Genomic DNA, 17,120 nt, shown 5'->3' on the forward strand with positions numbered 1-17,120 from the left:
TGTTGCAATAAAATATGATAGTGCGAGATAGAAGAAATTATGCAAGATTTCGAAAAAGTGTTCTTATAACTTTTTTTCTTTAATTTTCTGAAAATGAGGAAAATAGTCTCTATTATCACAAAAATAGCTTTGGATGATTCGTCAATAGACATTTCCGAACACACGGTCTACAATTAGCATATAAACAAGACATCGTGTCTCCCACACCCGTCCAGTTGGGAGCTTCAATATTTGTGCTTCATAAAATTTTTTCCATCAAAACGCCCCGATATTTTCTCCTTTCATCAAACGGGGCGTTTTTGATTGGATGAAACGGGCAGCGGCGGGAACTATATCTGTAAAATTGCAGATTTTGACGTTTTTCCCTGGCTCATATGTTTGGAAATCTACCATTAAACCCGCTAGTAAGAAAAACACCAGGAAAATCTTATGAGCCGATAATTCCATTATAAGCCGTTAATTTTAAAATTCTTCCTATAACATGGAACGGAAATTTTTAAAATTATCAGCCTGTAATAAATTTATCGGCTTTTAAAATTCCGGTCATGGGTTTCCTTTACTAGCGGATGTTTGAACTGGTAATCTTACAAACCTATAAAAAATTGTGCAATTTGTACAACTATAAGCCAGAAAACAGTTTAAAACCATACAACTAATATATAACCGTACTCTTATATATATAAGAGTCGAGTTATACATTAGAACAACGTGTGCTTAAATTAAAAGCCCATAATATTACGGATATAGTTCCCCGGCGGAGCGACGCAAAGGGGCGCCCATGAACGAGAAGCTTCTATATTATAAGGGGTACACAGGCAACATCCGTTGCAGTCAGGATGACAGCTGCTACTATGGCACTGTCCGGAGTATTGCCGGCGTGGTGACCTACGAAGGCGCCACGCTGGAGGAATTAGAAGAAGATTTTCGGGAGGTTATTGATGATTACGTAGAGTGTTTTAAAAATTAAAAGAAAACAATAATATTCGTAAAAGTCCGTTTCTTCTTATTAACAGAAAACGGCCGGAGAGGTACTTTATCATACATACCGCAACAATCCAAAGTACCGCCGATCACACATTTTAGGAGGTTTTATAAGTAACAATTTTCAAAAACAAAATACATATTATTATGCTGACGTAAACAACACGTCTGCACAAATCGAAAGGTTTCGTACCATGGGAGCGGAGGACAATCAGATCATCACAGATCCCGTCCATGCAAGACTGCCTCGGAGGGAAAATTACCAGAAATTAAAAAATGAGCTACTGCAACCTGGAGATACGCTTGTTATCTGCAGTCTCTCTGCGCTAGGCAGCAAGTACGCCGCCCGTCCGGAGTTGATACACTACCGGGATCATCATATCCGGGTTAAAGTCCTGAATATGCCGGCGACCATGCAGGATTTTCCAGAAGGTCCGGGAAATATCTATGATATTGTCACCGATGCCATAATACAAACGCTGACGACTGTGATAAAACAGGAGCAAATTCGCATCAAACGACAGCAACGGCGCGGTATCGAAACATTAAAAGAGTCCACCGCCTGGGAGGATTACGGGCGCCCAGCAATTACGCTACCGGATAATTATATAGAAGTCATGGACCGATGGCTGGCTGGAAAAATTACAGCTAATGCCGCTATGGGGCTGATGGGGCTCAGGAGGACCACGTTTTACAAGCTTGCTAAGTTATATAAAGAAGGAGATCTGATTGTATGAAACGAAAAATTACTTATTATATGCTGCCAGAGTACCCGGTGACGATAATTGAAGATATGGAGGAAGGCGGTTACATAATCACCCTGCCGGATTGCCCAGGTTGCATTACCTGTTGCCAGAAATGGGAAGATATTCCGGCAACCATAGCAGATGCACAAAAGGCGTGGTTAGAGGCGGTTACGGAAAATGCAACTCCACCAGCAGAAGAACGGCAAGAGAAGGATCTGGATTACTATATGAACCTGTCCTACAACATAGACGTGATTAGCCACGATGAGAGCGGCTACACTGTAGGAATTCGGGAACTCCCATGGATTACCGCCCACAACCAGAATCTGGGCGTAGCGTGTGAGTTGTTAGAATGTAATAAGGATGAGTGGTTGCAGGAGGCAGTCGAGAGCGGCGTTCCTATTCCGGAACCACCACGAGATGATAGATATGATTTGCCGGAAGAAATTGCCGATGCGATCGATAGAGGTAATTCTCTATTGGCGGAAGCAGAGAAAAATGCAAAATGGGTAAAGGAATTTCTCTATACTATGATAGTCTCCAGTAACGACACGGACCATTCAATAGGGATGGATTTACGACATCGGGTGTATAAGGCGACCAAAATACCAAAAGGAAAATATGAAAAATATGATAAAAAGAGAATACAGGAATTATACAGGGAGATTATAGAAGAAGCAGAGTAAGACTAAGTAGAGGGGCGGCAGTAGCTGCCCCTTAAAATTTATCCCGCTCAAATACTGGTTCCAGAATCGGTCTACCATCTGCCTGAGCTGTCTCTATCCATTCACGGATCACAATTTTAGCATTTTCATAAGCCTCGTTCGGACTCTCACCGTCCGCCATACAACCAGGCAGATCTGGAACGGTCACAATGTAGCAATTTTTCTTTGCTGAATATTTCATTATTATACAATAATTCAAATTTGAATCCCCTCCAATCCAAAAATATCTATAGATATTATACCACGGAACCAAATTGTTATATATCGTAATCTAAATAAAATATTTAGAAAAATGAATATTTGTGAGATAAATGGAGAAAAACGTAGAAATATAGAGAAAAAAATGCTATCTATAAGTCAGAAATAACATATTAATACCAGAAAACGAAATAAAGAAAAATGGAGGTATTAATATGAAAAATAACGAAGTGCCCTTATGGTTACGCTATGCACTGACCCTGTCAGAAGCATCGCAGTATTTTAGTATCGGAGAACGGAAACTTCAGCAGATCGCCGATGAAAACAGAGATACCGGATTTGTAATCTACAACGGTGTCAAATTGTTATTCAAACGTGAAAAATTTGCCGAATGGCTGAACGAAACAAATGCGATTTGAATAATGACAAAAGGGCACTGAGCTGATAAAATGAAATCGTGCTCAATGCCCTTTTTCATTCTAAAAATGATAAGGGTGATGATTTATATGAAAAATGATAACACAAAAAACGTAAAAAGAAAAGATAAAAAAGGTCGAGTTTTGTGCACTGGCGAAACACAGCAGCCTGACGGCAGATACCGCTATAGTTACACTGTAAACGGGAAGCAAAAGTCTTTCTATTCCTGGAGGCTAGAAAAGACGGATCGGCTTCCTACCGGAAAAAGAGAATGCGTGTCTCTCCGAGAACAGGAGCTGGAGATTCAAAAACTTATCAATGCAAATGTCAACGCGAATAACATGACTGTTGAGCAACTGGTAGAGAATTATCTGAAAATCAGGAAATCGAGTGTCAAGCGCAGCACTGCAAAAAATCATAAATATGCTTTAAAGTTACTGAAAAAGAATCCAGCATTTTGTAAAAAGAAAATTGTCGATATTCAGATTACAGATGCCAAAAATTTTTTTATCGATTTCGCTGAAAATGGTGCCACCTACAGTAATCTTTTGATGGTTAAAGGTATTGTCTTCCCAGCATTTAGGAATGCTTATGAGGATCGGTTGATTATGACAAATCCGATGGCTTTTAGTTTTTCAAAATTAATTAAGGGAACATTGGGAGAAACACCATCATTGACAGAGGAGCAGATGAATAAATTTCTTGATTTTATCAAAAATGACAGCCTTTTAGGTCGGTATTATAGTCCTATATACATATTGTTTCACACCGGACTTCGTATTTCTGAGTTGTGTGGACTTGTTTTGCAGGATGTCGATTTTTGAAAAAAGACAATAACGATTTCTCATCAGCTGGTTACTGCTCCGGGTGGGAGTAACGATTATATCGACACTCCAAAGACAGAACGTGGAAAAAGAGTTTTACCGCTGACTGATGATGTAGCGGATCATCTAAAAGCACTTCAAGTTCTGGTGATGAAGAGGAGAATACAGCCTGTTGTCGAGGGATACAGTGGATTTTTCTTTGTAACTAAAAATGGAAAACGTCCGACCAATGGAAGTGATTGGTCATCGATATTTAAAAATCTGGAACATAAGTTCCGGAAGCAAAATCCTGATTATGAAATTCCGCACATTACACCTCATGTCTGCAGACATACATATTGTACAAATATGGCAAGAGCTGGTGTGCAGCCTAAAGTGTTGCAGTATCTGATGGGACATGCCGATATAGAAACGACGCTCCGCATCTATACACACGTACACGATGAACAAGAAGTACGGGAGGCTGTTGAGAAGGCTACGGAAAAGGCAAATTGATTCTAGCATAATTTAGCATACTTTTAGCATAATTGAACGCAGAATTATGCTAAAATATGTTGAGTTATAAAGACATAGGAAAATTGCTAAATTTCAAAAATGCTGTATTTACGGGTAAAAGTCGGTATAAGTTTTTATAAGTACGAACAATAAAAAGCATGTTAAAATTTGGTGAAAAATCTGTGTAAATTTGAAATGACGGATTTCTTGTGCTAAAATAAGCCCGAGTATAAGAGACAGGGAAAGCAAGTCTATGGAAACGAGGTGAAGCATGTGAAGAAAAAAGCATGTGCGATTTTAGTCGGAACAGTCCTGATCTGTCAGACAGCATCAGTTTATGGTGCAGTACAGGATTATCAGGCAGTGACGAAAGCAGATAAAGAAGATAACAAAACAATACAGACATTTCAGACAGAAGATGGCGACGGCAATGCGGTGACGGTTGCGGCTGTTAATGATATCTTATATGTGACAGCGAAGGATGCCGGGATTTATTCAAAACCGGGTGAAGATACAGAGAAGCTGGCTGATGTCTCACTGGGAGACGAACTCAGCCGCAGTGCAGTTTGCGACAATGGATGGAGTAAAGTTTCCTGTGAGGTGGACGGAAATCAGATAATTGGCTACATTAAGAATCAGATGTTGAGCGATACCGATCAGATTGAACCTGCCAATGAAGAAGTGGAGGTCAAGAGTGATGCCACAGTGCTGGACTATCCCGGAAGGAAAGATGGAGAGGAAATCGGAGAAGTTCTTGAACTTGATCAGGTAAAACAGACGGGAACGGTAAATAAGGTCTGGAGCAGGATTGAATATCAGAATGCAGACGGGACAGATGCGGTGGGATATATTCCTACAAGCTGTCTGAATCTGCCAGAGACCGCTGAGACAGAAGAAGACATGATTGATAAGGATAAAGATGCAGGAACACTTCATGAAAGTACAGGCAAGGGTGTATTTGCCGATGCACTGGAAGAAGATGAGCAGAAAGTCACAGAAGAGAATGGAGTGCAGGTTGGTACGCCGATAGCAGCGTCTTCAGATGCAAATCTTGTAGATCTGGGTGTGTTTAAGATAACACATTACTGCCCTTGCAGTATCTGCTGCGGACCATATGCAAACGGTATTACATCCACCGGTGTGACAGCAACGACGAACCATACGGTTGCAGTTGATCCATCTGTCATTCCTTACGGAAGCAAAGTTGTGATCAATGGACAGGTTTATGTGGCAGAAGACTGTGGCGGAGCAATTAAGAACAAACGCATTGATATTTATGTTGCTACTCACGCAGAAGGAGAAGCAAAAGGCACTTATGATACGGAAGTTTATCTTTTGAAATAAGGAGAAATATTTTACAGAAAAGTGTTTATGACAGAGAAAGGCAGGAACTCGAAGATGAGCTCCTGCCTTAAAATTTGTTTCCTGAAATGTACTTTTATCTTGCCATCATATAGATTTTTTCCATATCTTTCATGTTGAGCTGTTTGAATATGCCGATGGTACGGGTATCTTCGAAGCTGCATTTGAAAGCCAGCTCATGAATCTGCTCATCTGTGAGATCCAGACCAAGTTCACGAAGATTTGTAGGCATATGAATAGAACGGAAGAAATCTTCCATGGCTTCAATTCCGGCAAGTGCGGTACTTTCGTAATCTGCAAAATATGGAATATCAAAAATGTTGGTTGCAAACTGTGCAAAACGTTCCGGGTTGGCATCATATACATAACGGGCCCAGCTTCCCCAGATTGCGGAAAGTCCGGCACCGTGTGTTACATCAAACATACCGCCGAGTTCGTGTTCCAGCTGATGACAGGCCCAATCACCGCCGCCGGTACCACATCCGGTCAGTCCATTGTGAGAAAGACTTCCTGCCCACATGATTTCGGCTCTTGCATTATAGTTACCAGGCTCATTCAGCAGGATACGTGCATTATAGATGACAGTCTGCATCAGAGATTCGCTGATGCTGTCAGTGATCTCCATGGTTTCGATATTGACAAAATAGCGTTCCATTGTATGCATGAGAATATCCACACAGCCGCTTTCTGTCTGATATTCCGGTAATGTGTAAGTAAGACGTGGGTTCATCAGTGTAAATTTCGGGCGACAGAGGTCGCTGCGGGTGCTTCCGCGTTTCAGCCATCCGTTTTCATTTGTGATGACACAGGAACCGCTCATTTCACTTCCGGAAGCTGCAATTGTAGGAATCGCACCGATTGGAATGCAGGCAGTCGGAACCTCGGTCTTTAAGAAAAAGTTCCAGACATCTGTCCATGGGTTTGCTACACCATAGCCGATTGCTTTTGCGGAATCAATAACACTTCCGCCACCGACAGCGAGGATAAAATCTATGTTTTCCTTCCGGCAAAGTGAAATACCTTCCCGTACTTTGGAAAGACGTGGATTTGGAACAACTCCGCCCAGAGTAACAAAATCAAATCCGGCATCTGTGAGACATTTTTTGATATCATCGATCAGACCGGATTTTACAGCACTTTTGCCACCGTAATGGATCAGTATTTTGTGACAGTTATAATCTTTCAGGATTTCTCCTATTTTTAAATGTGTATCTTTTCCAAAAATCACCTTAGTCGGTGTGTAATATTCAAAACTTCTCATAATATAGTAATACTCCTTATTCAGAATCAGGCATAATACAATAAAAATATATCACAAATGTAACAGAAATTACAGAAAAAACGGTGAAAAGTTTAAGAAAAATGAAAAAAAGATGTCTTTAAAAAGTTAAATAAGACAAATTCTCTTGAGATAATCAGAAATCTCTCGTATAATAAAAGAGCAGAAACAGGAATAAATGCTGAAATTTTTTGCAAAATAGTGTATATTATAAAGCAATGAAATATGAATCAGAAACGCAGGTGATAAGATGAAAGATGTAATCATCATCGGTGCGGGCCCGGCGGGGATTTCCGCAGCGTTATATACTGCCAGAAGTAATCTGAATCCAATAGTGATCAACAATGGAATCGGAGCACTGGCGAAAGCAGAAAAAATCGAAAACTATTATGGGTTGGAAGGACCGATATCCGGTGAAGAGCTTTATGAGCGTGGACTTGTACAGGCAAAGACTCTGGGCGTGCGGATTATTGAGGCACAGGTGCTTGGAATCAAAGGTTTTGACACATTTACGGTGCAGACAACGGCAGGAGATTTTGATGCGGTCAGTGTGATCCTTGCGACAGGAAGCAGACGGGCTGCACCATCGATTCCCGGAATACGTGAGTTTGAGGGAAAAGGTGTCAGCTATTGCGCAGTCTGTGATGCGTTCTTTTACAGAAACCGTGAAGTGGCAGTCCTCGGAAACAGTGATTTCGCCCTTCATGAAGCAGAAGAACTTCGAAATGTGACCCCTTCTGTAACCATCTATACAGATGGAAAGGAACCGGAGTTTTCCAGAGAACATCCGATTGCAGTCAATACCATGAAGATTCAGGCAATCGAGGGGGATGATCTTGTTTCAGGCCTTCGAATGGAAAATGATGTCCATGCACAGGGGATCGGAGATGCAGAAGCGTCCTTTTATCCGGCGGACGGTATTTTTGTAGCACTCGGAACAGCCGGCAGTACGGAAATTGCACGTCAGATGGGTGCTGAGCTGACCGATAAAGGAAATATTAAAGTCAATTCAGAGATGGAGACAACGATTCCGGGACTTTTTGCGGCAGGAGACTGTACCGGAGGTCTGCTTCAGGTATCGAAAGCGGTTTATGAAGGCAGCATGGCTGGAATCAGTGCCGGCAAATATGTCCGGCATAAAAAATAATCTACAGAATTGATAATATTACTGAAAACGCAGATACTAAATCACAGTATATAGAAAGGGAGAACAATTATGGCAAAAACAATTACTTCACAGAATTTTGAAGAAGAAGTTTTAAGATCAGAAAAACCGATTTTGATTGATTTCTGGGCAACATGGTGCGGACCATGCATGCGTCAGGGTCCAATCGTAGAAGAACTTGCAGAGGAAGGTTATAACGTCGGTAAAATCGATGTAGATCAGGAAATGGGACTTGCGCAGCAGTTCAGAGTTGTCAGTATTCCGACACTCCTGATTTTTAAAGACGGCAAAGAAGCACATCGTCTGGTAGGCCTGACTGCAAAAGAAGATATCAAAAAACTTCTGGATGAATAATAGCAGGAAGGATTTGGGACATTCATGAAAATCTTACTGGCAGCATGCAATGCAAAATATATTCATTCAAATCTGGCTGTTTATGATCTGAAAGCATATTCCTCGGATTATGATAAGGAGGTACTTCTTCGGGAATACACGATCAATCAGCCAAAGGATGAGATACTTAAAGATATTTATGGCAGTGGAGCAGACGTTGTCTGCTTCTCCTGTTATATCTGGAATATTTCGTTTGTACGGGAACTGATTCGTGATCTGGCCAAAATTCTTCCGGAAACCGCTTTCTGGGCCGGTGGACCGGAGGTTTCTTATGATGCGGAAAAATTTCTGACAGAAATGCCGGAAATGACAGGAGTACTGGTGGGAGAAGGAGAAAAGACATTTCACGACCTTCTCGAATATTACATAGACGGGAAGGGGAGCCTTGGAGAAATCAGAGGAATTGCCTATCGTAATGGTGAAGAAATACGGCATAATGGATGGCGGGAGCTGATGAATTTAAGTGAGATCCCATTTGTTTACCAGCATCTTGAGGAGTTTGAGAATCGTATCATTTATTATGAGAGCAGCAGAGGCTGCCCGTTTTCTTGTAGTTACTGCCTGTCTTCTATAGATAAAAAACTCAGATTCCGTGATTTGGAACTGGTAAAAAAAGAACTGCAGTTTTTTCTGGATCACAAAGTTCCACAGGTGAAATTTGTAGACCGTACATTTAACTGCAAACACGAACATGCCATGGCTATCTGGAAATATATTCTGGAACATGACAATGGTGTGACAAATTTTCATTTTGAAATTTCAGCAGACCTTCTTCGGGATGAAGAAATGGATCTGATGGCAAAAATGCGTCCGGGACTGATCCAGCTTGAAATTGGTGTGCAGTCAACAAATCCGGAGACGATTCGTGCGATTCATCGTCATATGGACCTTGACAAGCTGGAAAGGTGTGTTGACCGTGTGCACAGCTTCCGAAATATTCATCAGCATCTGGACCTGATCGCGGGTCTTCCGTACGAGGATTATGATACATTTCAGCATTCTTTCAATGACGTGTACCAGATGAAACCGGACCAGCTGCAGTTGGGCTTCCTGAAAGTTCTGAAAGGTTCCCTGATGCAAGAAGAAGCGGAAAAATATGGAATCGTTCATAAAGAAAAAGAGCCATATGAAGTGCTTTCTACAAATTGGCTGCCATACAGAGATGTATTGAAATTAAAAGCAGTGGAAAGTATGGTGGAAGTGTATTATAATAGTGGTCAGTTTCAGCATACACTGGAATATCTGGTTCCGCTGGCAAAAGATGCATTTACTTTTTATGAGAGTCTGGGTGCTTTTTATGAAAAGAAAGGTTACAGTGAAATTTCTCACTCCAGAATGAGACGTTATGAGATTCTGCTCGAGTATTTGCAGGAAGAAACAGACGTTTCAGTTGAGAAAGCGTCACAGAAGATGCTGTATGATCTGTATCTCAGAGAGAAACTGAAAAAACGTCCGTCATTTGCACCGGATCAGAAAGTATATGAGACAGCCATATGGGATTACAGAAAAGCAAATCATATCCCCAAAACGGCGCATATAGAAGTATTTGAGGACGGCAGAGCAGTTCTGTTTGATTATGAAAGACGCGACCCACTGTCCAATAATGCGTACACAGAAACAATTCAATTAACAGCATAGTTATCAAGGCAAAATTAGTTAATAATGTGATAAATGACACGAGGTGACAGATAAAATGGGAATGTTTGATCCAAAAAAAAGAAAAATCATTACAGCAGTGATCGCAGTGATCCTTGTCCTTGCAATGGTAGTTCCGAGTATTCTCTCTATTCTGCTGTGATTACAGAGCAGAATGACGAAATAAGAAATACCGGAGGAAGATTATGAAATTAGGACAGCAGGCACTGGAGGCACTGCAGGCAGAGATTACGGGGAGACTGAACCCGGGAGAAGATCTGGTAGTAGCGGGAGAAATCGGAATATCCGGTACTCTGGTACTGATCAGCCGGGAAAAAGAAAAATTGCGTAAATATTTTTCGGAAAGTTTTCTTTACATGAGCGAAGATACTTTGCAGAAATGTAAAGTTTCCAGAGAAGATGACTTCTGGATGGATAAAAGGATTTCTGCATTGTATTTTACAAAAGAAGGCGGAATCTTAAGCGGTCTCTGGAAGATGGCAGAGGCATCGGGAGTTGGTCTGGATGTAGATCTTCGGAAGATTCCGATACGTCAGGAGACGATAGAAGTCTGTGAACGACTGGATGTGGATCCGTATAAACTGGAGTCTGAGGGAACGGTACTTTTGGGCACCGGACAGGGGAATGCTCTGGTGCGTGAGCTTGATGCGCGGGGAATCCATGCAGCAGTGATTGGCCACACAGATAAAGGAAATGACCGGCTGCTTCACAGTGGAGAAATCACCAGATATCTGGAACGTCCGCGTTTTCATCACTCAGGAAAGGAAAAGAAACATGGCAAAGCTTAATATTGTATTGCTGGAACCGGAAATTCCGGCAAATACAGGGAATATCGGAAGAACCTGTGTGGCTACCGGCACAAAACTACATCTGATCGAGCCGCTGGGATTCAGCCTCAGTGAAAAAGCACTCAAAAGAGCCGGAATGGATTACTGGAAAGATCTGGATGTGACAACTTATCTGGATTATGAAGATTTTGTAGAAAAAAATCCCAATGCAAAGATTTATTATGCAACGACAAAAGCATTAAAAACTTATACAGATGTACAGTATGAAGATGACTGCTATATCATGTTTGGAAAAGAAAGTGCGGGAATCCCGGAAGAAATTCTGATGGAACATAAAGAAAACTGTGTCCGGATTCCGATGATCAATGACATTCGTTCACTGAATCTCAGCAATTCTGTGGCAATTGTGTTATATGAGGCGCTGAGACAGAATCAGTTTGACCACATGCAACTTAAGGGACAGCTTCACAACCACACATGGGAATAAAAGTATACATAAGAAAAAAGAAGGCAAAGCGGAGAAAAGTCTCTACTTTGCCTTTTCTAAAGTGAATCTTTTTACAATGTCCGCAAACCTGCATAAATACTGGAAAATGTTGATTTTATGCGAGGCTGCGGGATTGTGTTACATTGTTTTTAATGGAACAAAAACGGTTTAAAATGGGACGGTTAGTCACAGTTGGTCACAAATGGTACTTTGATCTTTTCAATCTCAGATCTGAGTTCTTCCAGAGTTCGGTGTCCATATACGGCATTGGTAATATCACTTCCGAATGAATGTCCGAGCATTCGTTTTCGGTCATTTTCTCTGACGGAATACTTTTCACATAGAGCAGAAAAGGTATGTCTGCAATCATGAGGAGTATGTTTTGGACTTCCGGATATTTCTAACTTTTCCAGTATTGGATAGAAGCGAAACATTCTGTAGGTGACTTTGTTCATATTTAGCAGGGTTCCATCAGCAGTGATTCTTGTCTTTACAAAATCGTATATCATGGGATGAATCGGGACAATTCTTCCTTTACCGGCTTGGGTTTTGATACCGCCTTTAAAATATTTTTCTTTCAGATTAACTTCCAATCCTGATAATTCACCAATTCGCCAACCAGAATAGCTCATGATCAAGATTAATTGTATGTCTGGATTATTGGCATTTTTCCACAGGATTCTGAGTTCATGTTCAGTGAATGGAGTTCCATGTTCTTCATCGTCGACAGCGTTGATTCTCACATATTGAGATTTTCTTTCAGTAACAATCTCGGCAAACATTGCATATTTGTACATTTGATTGAACAGAGATAAGATTTTTACAAGACTGCCTTTTTTTAACCCCTTTTGTTTATCGAGAAAATTTTGCAACTCTGTTGCTTTCAAATCTTCAAATATTTTATCATACAACTCTGCGCAATATGTATACGCAGCAGTGTAATTGTTTCTTGTGGATTCTGAATAATTCGTTCCTTCAGCAAATTTCCACTTAAGGAACTGTTCGTATACCTCTCTGAAGGTTGGCTTTTTAATCTCTGGATGTTTACTCTCTACTCCTTTGATTGTACTGTAATCTGCAATAATACGGCTTACAAGTGTGTCGGTGTCAGATGTTGGAGAGACTGACAAGTCCCTTTCCATTCCAGGCTGATAGGTACCTGCTTTGTATGCAGTCAGGATGGTAAAACCCTTGATCCAGTCATCAACATAACAGATTGCAGGTGAGCGAACCACATTTCCAAGCTGATCTATCTTTGCTGGTGGATGTACTGCATAACAGTTGTGTCTGTTCTTGCCAAGATAACGGATACTTCCGAATCCATTCGGCAGTTTGGGGTGTTTCTTTCTTTTCTTCGGCATTTTCAATCCTTCTTTCCATCGATAATTGAAAAATAGGTACAAAAATAACAGCCACACAAACGTTTGGGTTGTGCGACTGCTCCGAAGATGATACAATATCTTTGCAAAATGAGCATCTCTTCGGAGATCTGAATCGTCCTGGTGCGCCAACACTGGGGCGATTTTTCTTTTATTCTAAAATATTATCTGTATCATCAGAATACAAAGAAGAACTGAGCGGTTCGTCGAGTTCAGATGATTGACGGAATTCTTCTGCAAGCATAGTTTTGTTAAATTCAGCTGTAGGATCAATTGAATTAACCAATTTTTCCAATTCATCAATTCCCACTTTAAAAAATTCTTTTCTGAGATTCACCTTGTTAAGACGACGATCATTCAATATATCGTGCAATTTCTTTTCGAGTCCAACGGCATCATTTGAAAATATAAAACTATGAACATCAAACTTGAACGGGACACTTGCACTACCAAGTTCATTAACTCTGTCCTGCGGATCTAAACGTCGAGTCATACCTATTTTGAAGACGTCCTGACCAAAAGAACCTAGATTACTAATGATATATACATTACCAGCTTTTCCGTTTTGCAGGTTAACGATTTCTTCTTTCTTTGTAATAACTCCTGACAATTGCTGTTGAAGTTCAAGAATCTTTAATTTTAAATTCTGTACTTCTTCATCTGAAGAAGCTTGTTCCAGAGAAGCTTTAGCTTTTTCGATTTCTGAAACAAATTTGAGTTCTTCTTTTTCAACACGCTTTCGCTCTAATTCAAGGGATTTGCGTTCTTCTGCCTCTTGACGCATTTGCTCTCGTAAGGCCATTTGTTCCTGACGCGCTTGCTCTTTTTTGATGTAATAATTGTATTCGATTTTGATAGCGTTAATAAACAGATATTCAATTTCACCAATGAATTTCGTTAGAGTTCCAGCGATGCTTTGATTTCCTTCTCCGGCAATTTTTAAGTATTTGGCCGTAACTAATTTAAGAGCTTCAATTGATTTATCAAGCTTTTCATATTTTAAATTGTAAAGAATATTTTGTAATTCAGCTCGTAATGCAATTACAATTAAAGAATAAATAGATTTATTAGCTTTAGTTGTATAACGTGATTCATACAAACTAAGCAACTTATCTATTTGTTTTTCATTTTCTTTATATGCTTTTCGGAGTTCCTTCACATCCATAGAATGCAATTGGAGAATCACAGAAGGAGAAAGGAGATCAAAATCACTTTTGTTATGAGGATTTAGCTTGCAATTATTATATTGCACATCTGATACTAAAAAATTATTTAAAGCATATTCTACACTTTGATATAATTCTTTGCATCGAGACAATTTGTTCTTTTGAGTATTTACTTGCTTATCCAATTTTTGACGTTGATTTGACAATTCAGATATTTCATTACGTTGCTGAGAAAGCACAGAATTGTTACTAGAAATTTCTGCTGTCATTGCATCAAGTTGTTCTCTGATTTGAAAATATTCATCGGCATGTAAAAGTTGAAGTTTTTGCTTTAAAGTTTCATTTTCACTTTTGATTTTACCGATTCGGAATAAATCTAAAAAACCCATACGTTTTCCTTCCTAAAGCGAATCTACAGTAATCATCTTCATCACTGCGAATGGTTCAAAATAGATAATATAATTGTCAACAACAGCGCATATTCCATATTTGGATTTATAACACTGTATAGCTTCTTTCAGATATTCTTCTGTAGCATCCAGAAACTCAGCCATTTCGAAAAAGTTTCTGCAACCTGCTTCATATGCTCTGATCAGACCGGTTAATCCAATCTTGAGGTTATATCCATAGAACCGTGCACGATATTCCTGTTTGCGGTTCATAATGTCGGTCTGATCCAGAATGTCTCCGGAGCTGGTGCAGTGATGACCGATTTCCTCTGCAAGTACACAGGATTTTTCTACTTGAGTCATATCTTCGTTGAGAGCAACAGTACCATTGCAATATAATCCTTTGATATTGCTACTCTTAAAAGGATATTCGATAATTTCTATACCGTCTTTGCAGGCTTGAATCTGTAATTCTTCGTAATTCATGAAAACACCTCCCGCTCAAGTATATCATTTCGGAAGTACGAAAATCTGTACAACCATAATTTAACAAAAGTAACGTATTTCACCAAAATATTTAAGCCATGCACGGATTACATCATCGTGCCGCGCCTCGATCATACGCATTATATTTCGAAGTGTATGATTAGGAATGCGTGAATTATTATTGCAAAGCAAACAATGCCCTGTGCTGGTTATCCATATTTTAGTTGCATTTGCAGTAGGTGCACCTTTGGCAACATGTATATGAACCGGTTCAAGTGGTTCATTTTCGTTTGTCCAAAAATAAATCCAATATTCGCCAAACCTAAAAATTTGAGGCATTGTTGAAGCCTCCTTCCTGCGAAAACTCCATAATCAGATGTGCCATAGAATGGATGATCTCATCAAATCGATCAATTTCTTCATCTGAATATTGGAAGATGTCTTCCCATTCATAAGCAGGAAGCCAACAGGTAGCATGTTTAAAGCAATATTTTTCATCTGGAGTTTCGATATAAACTTTTACTTTTCCATCTGGATTCATTTCAGAATGTGTAATTTCTGTGTCATCATTAAGCGTCATAAATGGATACATCATAATAAAAGCTCCTTTCTGATTCTGCATAGAATATTATTTTGGTTTGACAAATATTATATGTCAATGTACCAGCGCATCCAAATCAGATGCGTTTTGTAGATTATGAATTTATTGATTATGAGAAATTACGTCTAAAACAGATAATATTTTGTGAGCTTCTTCGAATATCGTTTGATATTCTTTTGAAGATGTTTTTGTTGGTTTTGTTATTAAAGGAATTAATATACATGGTATGTTAAAATCGTTTAAAGTTACTTTGATATATAAAGATTCGATTTTTTTCTTCTGAGTTTTCTTTCCAGTAATAGCACCTGCAATAGCTCCAGCACCTCCGAATACGGCACCGCCAATAAGTGCTTGCCCAACACCTCCACTTGTTACAAGGGAGTCATCTTCCAGAAGATCGTAACTTACAAGGGCAGAAAAAGGAAACCATTTATTGGTTCCGGCTTTTGCTTTTCCACCGGAAATCATTTTTTCAGCAGCTAAAGACATTCCCATTGTACTTACAGCCATAAGACCTTTAAAGGATTTTCCGATGATACCTGTTTTTTTACCATTTGTTGGAATGGTACCGTTAATCTGAAACATACGATTATTTTCATCTATTTTAACAGCACTGACCTTTGATGTTATATGAGGTTTTACAGGAGTAAAAGATGATTTAGAGGGAATTGTACTCCAAATAGAGGACAATTCGTCTTCTGATGAATTATTTGAGTTGGAACTCGTATTAATTTCACTGGTAGGACATCCGCAATTAGGACATGCCGAAGCTTTGTCAGAAAATTCTTTCCCACATTCAGGACATTTGATTAATGCCATAACGCATTCCTCCCTTTATATTTATTTCCTTTTGTTTTTCACAAACTCTGCGAACTGGCGAATTTCATCTAGTTCATCTTCTGTATATTCACTTCCATCAAAATGTGCAGCAATAGTAGTTGGCTCTTGCTCGCCTGAAAAAACGATTTCTCCATCAACTATCTTTTCCGCATCAAGACCTAATTCACGAGTGATTTTTAATACATTAGTTATATTGGAATTTGCCATTCCTCGTTTAAGAATACTGTCTAATGTTGTCCAAGGCATATTAATCGTTTCAGAAAATTTCTTGAGACTTCCATACCTTTCTATAATAAGAGATTTAATATTGGCTTCAAGCTCTTGCATATACGATTAACCCTCCTTTTTCAAATCTCTAACTAAATTGATAATAACACCAAAATCTCGAAAAATCAATATAAATATATAATGAATCAATATAAAATCTCGAAAAATCGAAAAAATATATTGACATTCACGAAAATTCGTATATACTTTAAAATGTAATCACGAAAAATCGAGAAAGAGAGGTGAGAAAGTGTTTCCAAATTTAGAAGCAGAGATGGCACGAGGAAAAATAACACAATCTAGTATTGCATTGTCATTGGGAATTACACCAACAACATTTTCTTTTAAGTTAAATGGTAAAGCTCCAATTTCCTTAAAAGAGTGTGTAAAAATAAAAAACACTTTTTTCCCAGACAAGACATTGGACTACTTATTTGCGACCGAGTCCGACCGGAAGGAGGCAGGTTGAGATGGAT

Annotated in this window: 19 protein-coding genes and 1 pseudogene; 11 read left to right on the forward strand and 9 right to left on the reverse strand. The window is 39.4% G+C overall.

Annotated features, from left to right (window positions below):
* The first annotated feature begins 778 nt into the window (after nucleotides 1-778).
* From H8Z79_RS13730 to H8Z79_RS13740, 3 genes are all read left to right on the forward strand, one after another.
* Nucleotides 779-967 carry a DNA repair protein gene (locus H8Z79_RS13730; RefSeq protein WP_118040814.1) on the forward strand — a complete coding sequence of 63 codons (189 nt, stop codon included), beginning with the start codon at nucleotides 779-781 and terminating at the stop codon, nucleotides 965-967.
* Nucleotides 968-1,175: 208 nt separating this feature from the next.
* Nucleotides 1,176-1,718 carry a recombinase family protein gene (locus tag H8Z79_RS13735; protein ID WP_118040812.1) on the forward strand — a complete coding sequence of 181 codons (543 nt, stop codon included), beginning with the start codon at nucleotides 1,176-1,178 and terminating at the stop codon, nucleotides 1,716-1,718.
* Nucleotides 1,715-2,413: a type II toxin-antitoxin system HicB family antitoxin gene (locus tag H8Z79_RS13740; RefSeq protein WP_118040810.1), complete on the forward strand. Its 699-nt coding sequence runs from the start codon at nucleotides 1,715-1,717 to the stop codon at nucleotides 2,411-2,413. Before H8Z79_RS13735 ends, H8Z79_RS13740 begins: the two co-directional genes overlap by 4 nt.
* A gap of 31 nt (nucleotides 2,414-2,444) precedes the next feature.
* Here H8Z79_RS13740 and H8Z79_RS13745 read toward each other — a convergent pair whose 3' ends face one another.
* Nucleotides 2,445-2,651, reverse strand: coding sequence for a type II toxin-antitoxin system HicB family antitoxin (locus tag H8Z79_RS13745; RefSeq protein WP_330607587.1), 207 nt, complete (start codon nucleotides 2,649-2,651; stop codon nucleotides 2,445-2,447).
* Between the two features lie 214 nt (nucleotides 2,652-2,865).
* On the opposite strand from H8Z79_RS13745, the gene H8Z79_RS13750 reads away from it, so the two are divergent.
* From H8Z79_RS13750 to H8Z79_RS13765, 3 genes and pseudogenes are all read left to right on the forward strand, one after another.
* Nucleotides 2,866-3,069 (forward strand): excisionase, encoded by a 204-nt coding sequence (locus tag H8Z79_RS13750; RefSeq protein WP_118040806.1) that lies wholly within the window; start codon nucleotides 2,866-2,868, stop codon nucleotides 3,067-3,069.
* An 87-nt stretch (nucleotides 3,070-3,156) separates the two neighbouring features.
* Nucleotides 3,157-4,386, forward strand: a pseudogene (locus H8Z79_RS16990) (tyrosine-type recombinase/integrase).
* A gap of 273 nt (nucleotides 4,387-4,659) precedes the next feature.
* Entirely contained in the window at nucleotides 4,660-5,730 is a 1,071-nt protein-coding gene (locus H8Z79_RS13765) for a 3D domain-containing protein (RefSeq protein WP_243008160.1), read from the forward strand.
* A 94-nt stretch (nucleotides 5,731-5,824) separates the two neighbouring features.
* On the opposite strand, the gene H8Z79_RS13770 is transcribed toward H8Z79_RS13765, so the two are convergent.
* Entirely contained in the window at nucleotides 5,825-7,009 is a 1,185-nt protein-coding gene (locus H8Z79_RS13770; RefSeq protein ID WP_015540866.1) for an iron-containing alcohol dehydrogenase, read from the reverse strand.
* Between the two features lie 268 nt (nucleotides 7,010-7,277).
* Between H8Z79_RS13770 and H8Z79_RS13775 the strand changes: the two genes are divergently transcribed.
* From H8Z79_RS13775 to trmL, 5 genes are all read left to right on the forward strand, one after another.
* Nucleotides 7,278-8,174 carry an NAD(P)/FAD-dependent oxidoreductase gene (locus tag H8Z79_RS13775; protein ID WP_118040800.1) on the forward strand — a complete coding sequence of 299 codons (897 nt, stop codon included), beginning with the start codon at nucleotides 7,278-7,280 and terminating at the stop codon, nucleotides 8,172-8,174.
* Nucleotides 8,175-8,243: 69 nt separating this feature from the next.
* The gene (gene trxA, locus H8Z79_RS13780; RefSeq protein WP_118040798.1) at nucleotides 8,244-8,546 is read left to right on the forward strand and encodes a thioredoxin; all 303 of its coding nucleotides are present in this window, start codon (nucleotides 8,244-8,246) and stop codon (nucleotides 8,544-8,546) included.
* A 24-nt stretch (nucleotides 8,547-8,570) separates the two neighbouring features.
* Nucleotides 8,571-10,223, forward strand: a complete 1,653-nt coding sequence (locus H8Z79_RS13785; protein WP_118040796.1) for a B12-binding domain-containing radical SAM protein — start codon at nucleotides 8,571-8,573, stop codon at nucleotides 10,221-10,223.
* 203 nt (nucleotides 10,224-10,426) lie between these two features.
* Complete coding sequence (locus H8Z79_RS13790; protein WP_118040794.1) at nucleotides 10,427-11,029, forward strand: AIR synthase-related protein; 603 nt, start codon at nucleotides 10,427-10,429, stop codon at nucleotides 11,027-11,029.
* On the forward strand, nucleotides 11,016-11,516 hold the full coding sequence (trmL, locus tag H8Z79_RS13795; protein WP_118040792.1) for a tRNA (uridine(34)/cytosine(34)/5-carboxymethylaminomethyluridine(34)-2'-O)-methyltransferase TrmL: 501 nt from the start codon (nucleotides 11,016-11,018) through the stop codon (nucleotides 11,514-11,516). Before H8Z79_RS13790 ends, trmL begins: the two co-directional genes overlap by 14 nt.
* A gap of 182 nt (nucleotides 11,517-11,698) precedes the next feature.
* Here the strand turns inward: trmL and H8Z79_RS13800 are convergent, their stop codons facing one another.
* From H8Z79_RS13800 to H8Z79_RS13830, 7 genes are all read right to left on the reverse strand, one after another.
* Nucleotides 11,699-12,877, reverse strand: coding sequence for a tyrosine-type recombinase/integrase (locus H8Z79_RS13800; RefSeq protein WP_118040790.1), 1,179 nt, complete (start codon nucleotides 12,875-12,877; stop codon nucleotides 11,699-11,701).
* A gap of 169 nt (nucleotides 12,878-13,046) precedes the next feature.
* Nucleotides 13,047-14,450, reverse strand: coding sequence for a GIY-YIG nuclease family protein (locus tag H8Z79_RS13805; RefSeq protein WP_182279254.1), 1,404 nt, complete (start codon nucleotides 14,448-14,450; stop codon nucleotides 13,047-13,049).
* Between the two features lie 12 nt (nucleotides 14,451-14,462).
* Nucleotides 14,463-14,936 carry an ImmA/IrrE family metallo-endopeptidase gene (locus H8Z79_RS13810; RefSeq protein ID WP_118040788.1) on the reverse strand — a complete coding sequence of 158 codons (474 nt, stop codon included), beginning with the start codon at nucleotides 14,934-14,936 and terminating at the stop codon, nucleotides 14,463-14,465.
* Nucleotides 14,937-14,996: 60 nt separating this feature from the next.
* Nucleotides 14,997-15,275, reverse strand: coding sequence for a DUF4160 domain-containing protein (locus tag H8Z79_RS13815; protein WP_118040786.1), 279 nt, complete (start codon nucleotides 15,273-15,275; stop codon nucleotides 14,997-14,999).
* A complete protein-coding gene (locus H8Z79_RS13820) occupies nucleotides 15,259-15,531 on the reverse strand; it encodes a hypothetical protein (RefSeq protein WP_118040784.1) in 273 nt (90 codons plus the stop codon). Before H8Z79_RS13820 ends, H8Z79_RS13815 begins: the two co-directional genes overlap by 17 nt.
* A gap of 108 nt (nucleotides 15,532-15,639) precedes the next feature.
* On the reverse strand, nucleotides 15,640-16,356 hold the full coding sequence (locus H8Z79_RS16995) for a zinc ribbon domain-containing protein (RefSeq protein WP_225877008.1): 717 nt from the start codon (nucleotides 16,354-16,356) through the stop codon (nucleotides 15,640-15,642).
* Nucleotides 16,357-16,377: 21 nt separating this feature from the next.
* On the reverse strand, nucleotides 16,378-16,704 hold the full coding sequence (locus H8Z79_RS13830; protein WP_118040782.1) for an XRE family transcriptional regulator: 327 nt from the start codon (nucleotides 16,702-16,704) through the stop codon (nucleotides 16,378-16,380).
* Nucleotides 16,705-17,120 lie beyond the last annotated feature (416 nt).

The organism is Blautia intestinalis (assembly GCF_014297355.1).
GTDB lineage: Bacteria > Bacillota > Clostridia > Lachnospirales > Lachnospiraceae > Blautia_A > Blautia_A intestinalis.

What these genes read in the sequence shown, in the direction of transcription:
- H8Z79_RS13730 (WP_118040814.1), top strand. Translation starts at nt 779, where the DNA reads ATGAACGAGAAGCTTCTATATTATAAGGGGTACACAGGCAACATCCGT.
- H8Z79_RS13735 (WP_118040812.1), top strand. Translation starts at nt 1,176, where the DNA reads ATGGGAGCGGAGGACAATCAGATCATCACAGATCCCGTCCATGCAAGA.
- H8Z79_RS13740 (WP_118040810.1), top strand. Translation starts at nt 1,715, where the DNA reads ATGAAACGAAAAATTACTTATTATATGCTGCCAGAGTACCCGGTGACG.
- H8Z79_RS13750 (WP_118040806.1), top strand. Translation starts at nt 2,866, where the DNA reads ATGAAAAATAACGAAGTGCCCTTATGGTTACGCTATGCACTGACCCTG.
- H8Z79_RS13770 (WP_015540866.1), bottom strand. Translation starts at nt 7,009, where the DNA reads ATGAGAAGTTTTGAATATTACACACCGACTAAGGTGATTTTTGGAAAA.
- H8Z79_RS13775 (WP_118040800.1), top strand. Translation starts at nt 7,278, where the DNA reads ATGAAAGATGTAATCATCATCGGTGCGGGCCCGGCGGGGATTTCCGCA.
- trxA (WP_118040798.1), top strand. Translation starts at nt 8,244, where the DNA reads ATGGCAAAAACAATTACTTCACAGAATTTTGAAGAAGAAGTTTTAAGA.
- H8Z79_RS13785 (WP_118040796.1), top strand. Translation starts at nt 8,571, where the DNA reads ATGAAAATCTTACTGGCAGCATGCAATGCAAAATATATTCATTCAAAT.
- H8Z79_RS13790 (WP_118040794.1), top strand. Translation starts at nt 10,427, where the DNA reads ATGAAATTAGGACAGCAGGCACTGGAGGCACTGCAGGCAGAGATTACG.
- trmL (WP_118040792.1), top strand. Translation starts at nt 11,016, where the DNA reads ATGGCAAAGCTTAATATTGTATTGCTGGAACCGGAAATTCCGGCAAAT.
- H8Z79_RS13800 (WP_118040790.1), bottom strand. Translation starts at nt 12,877, where the DNA reads ATGCCGAAGAAAAGAAAGAAACACCCCAAACTGCCGAATGGATTCGGA.
- H8Z79_RS13805 (WP_182279254.1), bottom strand. Translation starts at nt 14,450, where the DNA reads ATGGGTTTTTTAGATTTATTCCGAATCGGTAAAATCAAAAGTGAAAAT.
- H8Z79_RS13810 (WP_118040788.1), bottom strand. Translation starts at nt 14,936, where the DNA reads ATGAATTACGAAGAATTACAGATTCAAGCCTGCAAAGACGGTATAGAA.
- H8Z79_RS13815 (WP_118040786.1), bottom strand. Translation starts at nt 15,275, where the DNA reads ATGCCTCAAATTTTTAGGTTTGGCGAATATTGGATTTATTTTTGGACA.
- H8Z79_RS13820 (WP_118040784.1), bottom strand. Translation starts at nt 15,531, where the DNA reads ATGATGTATCCATTTATGACGCTTAATGATGACACAGAAATTACACAT.
- H8Z79_RS16995 (WP_225877008.1), bottom strand. Translation starts at nt 16,356, where the DNA reads ATGGCATTAATCAAATGTCCTGAATGTGGGAAAGAATTTTCTGACAAA.
- H8Z79_RS13830 (WP_118040782.1), bottom strand. Translation starts at nt 16,704, where the DNA reads ATGCAAGAGCTTGAAGCCAATATTAAATCTCTTATTATAGAAAGGTAT.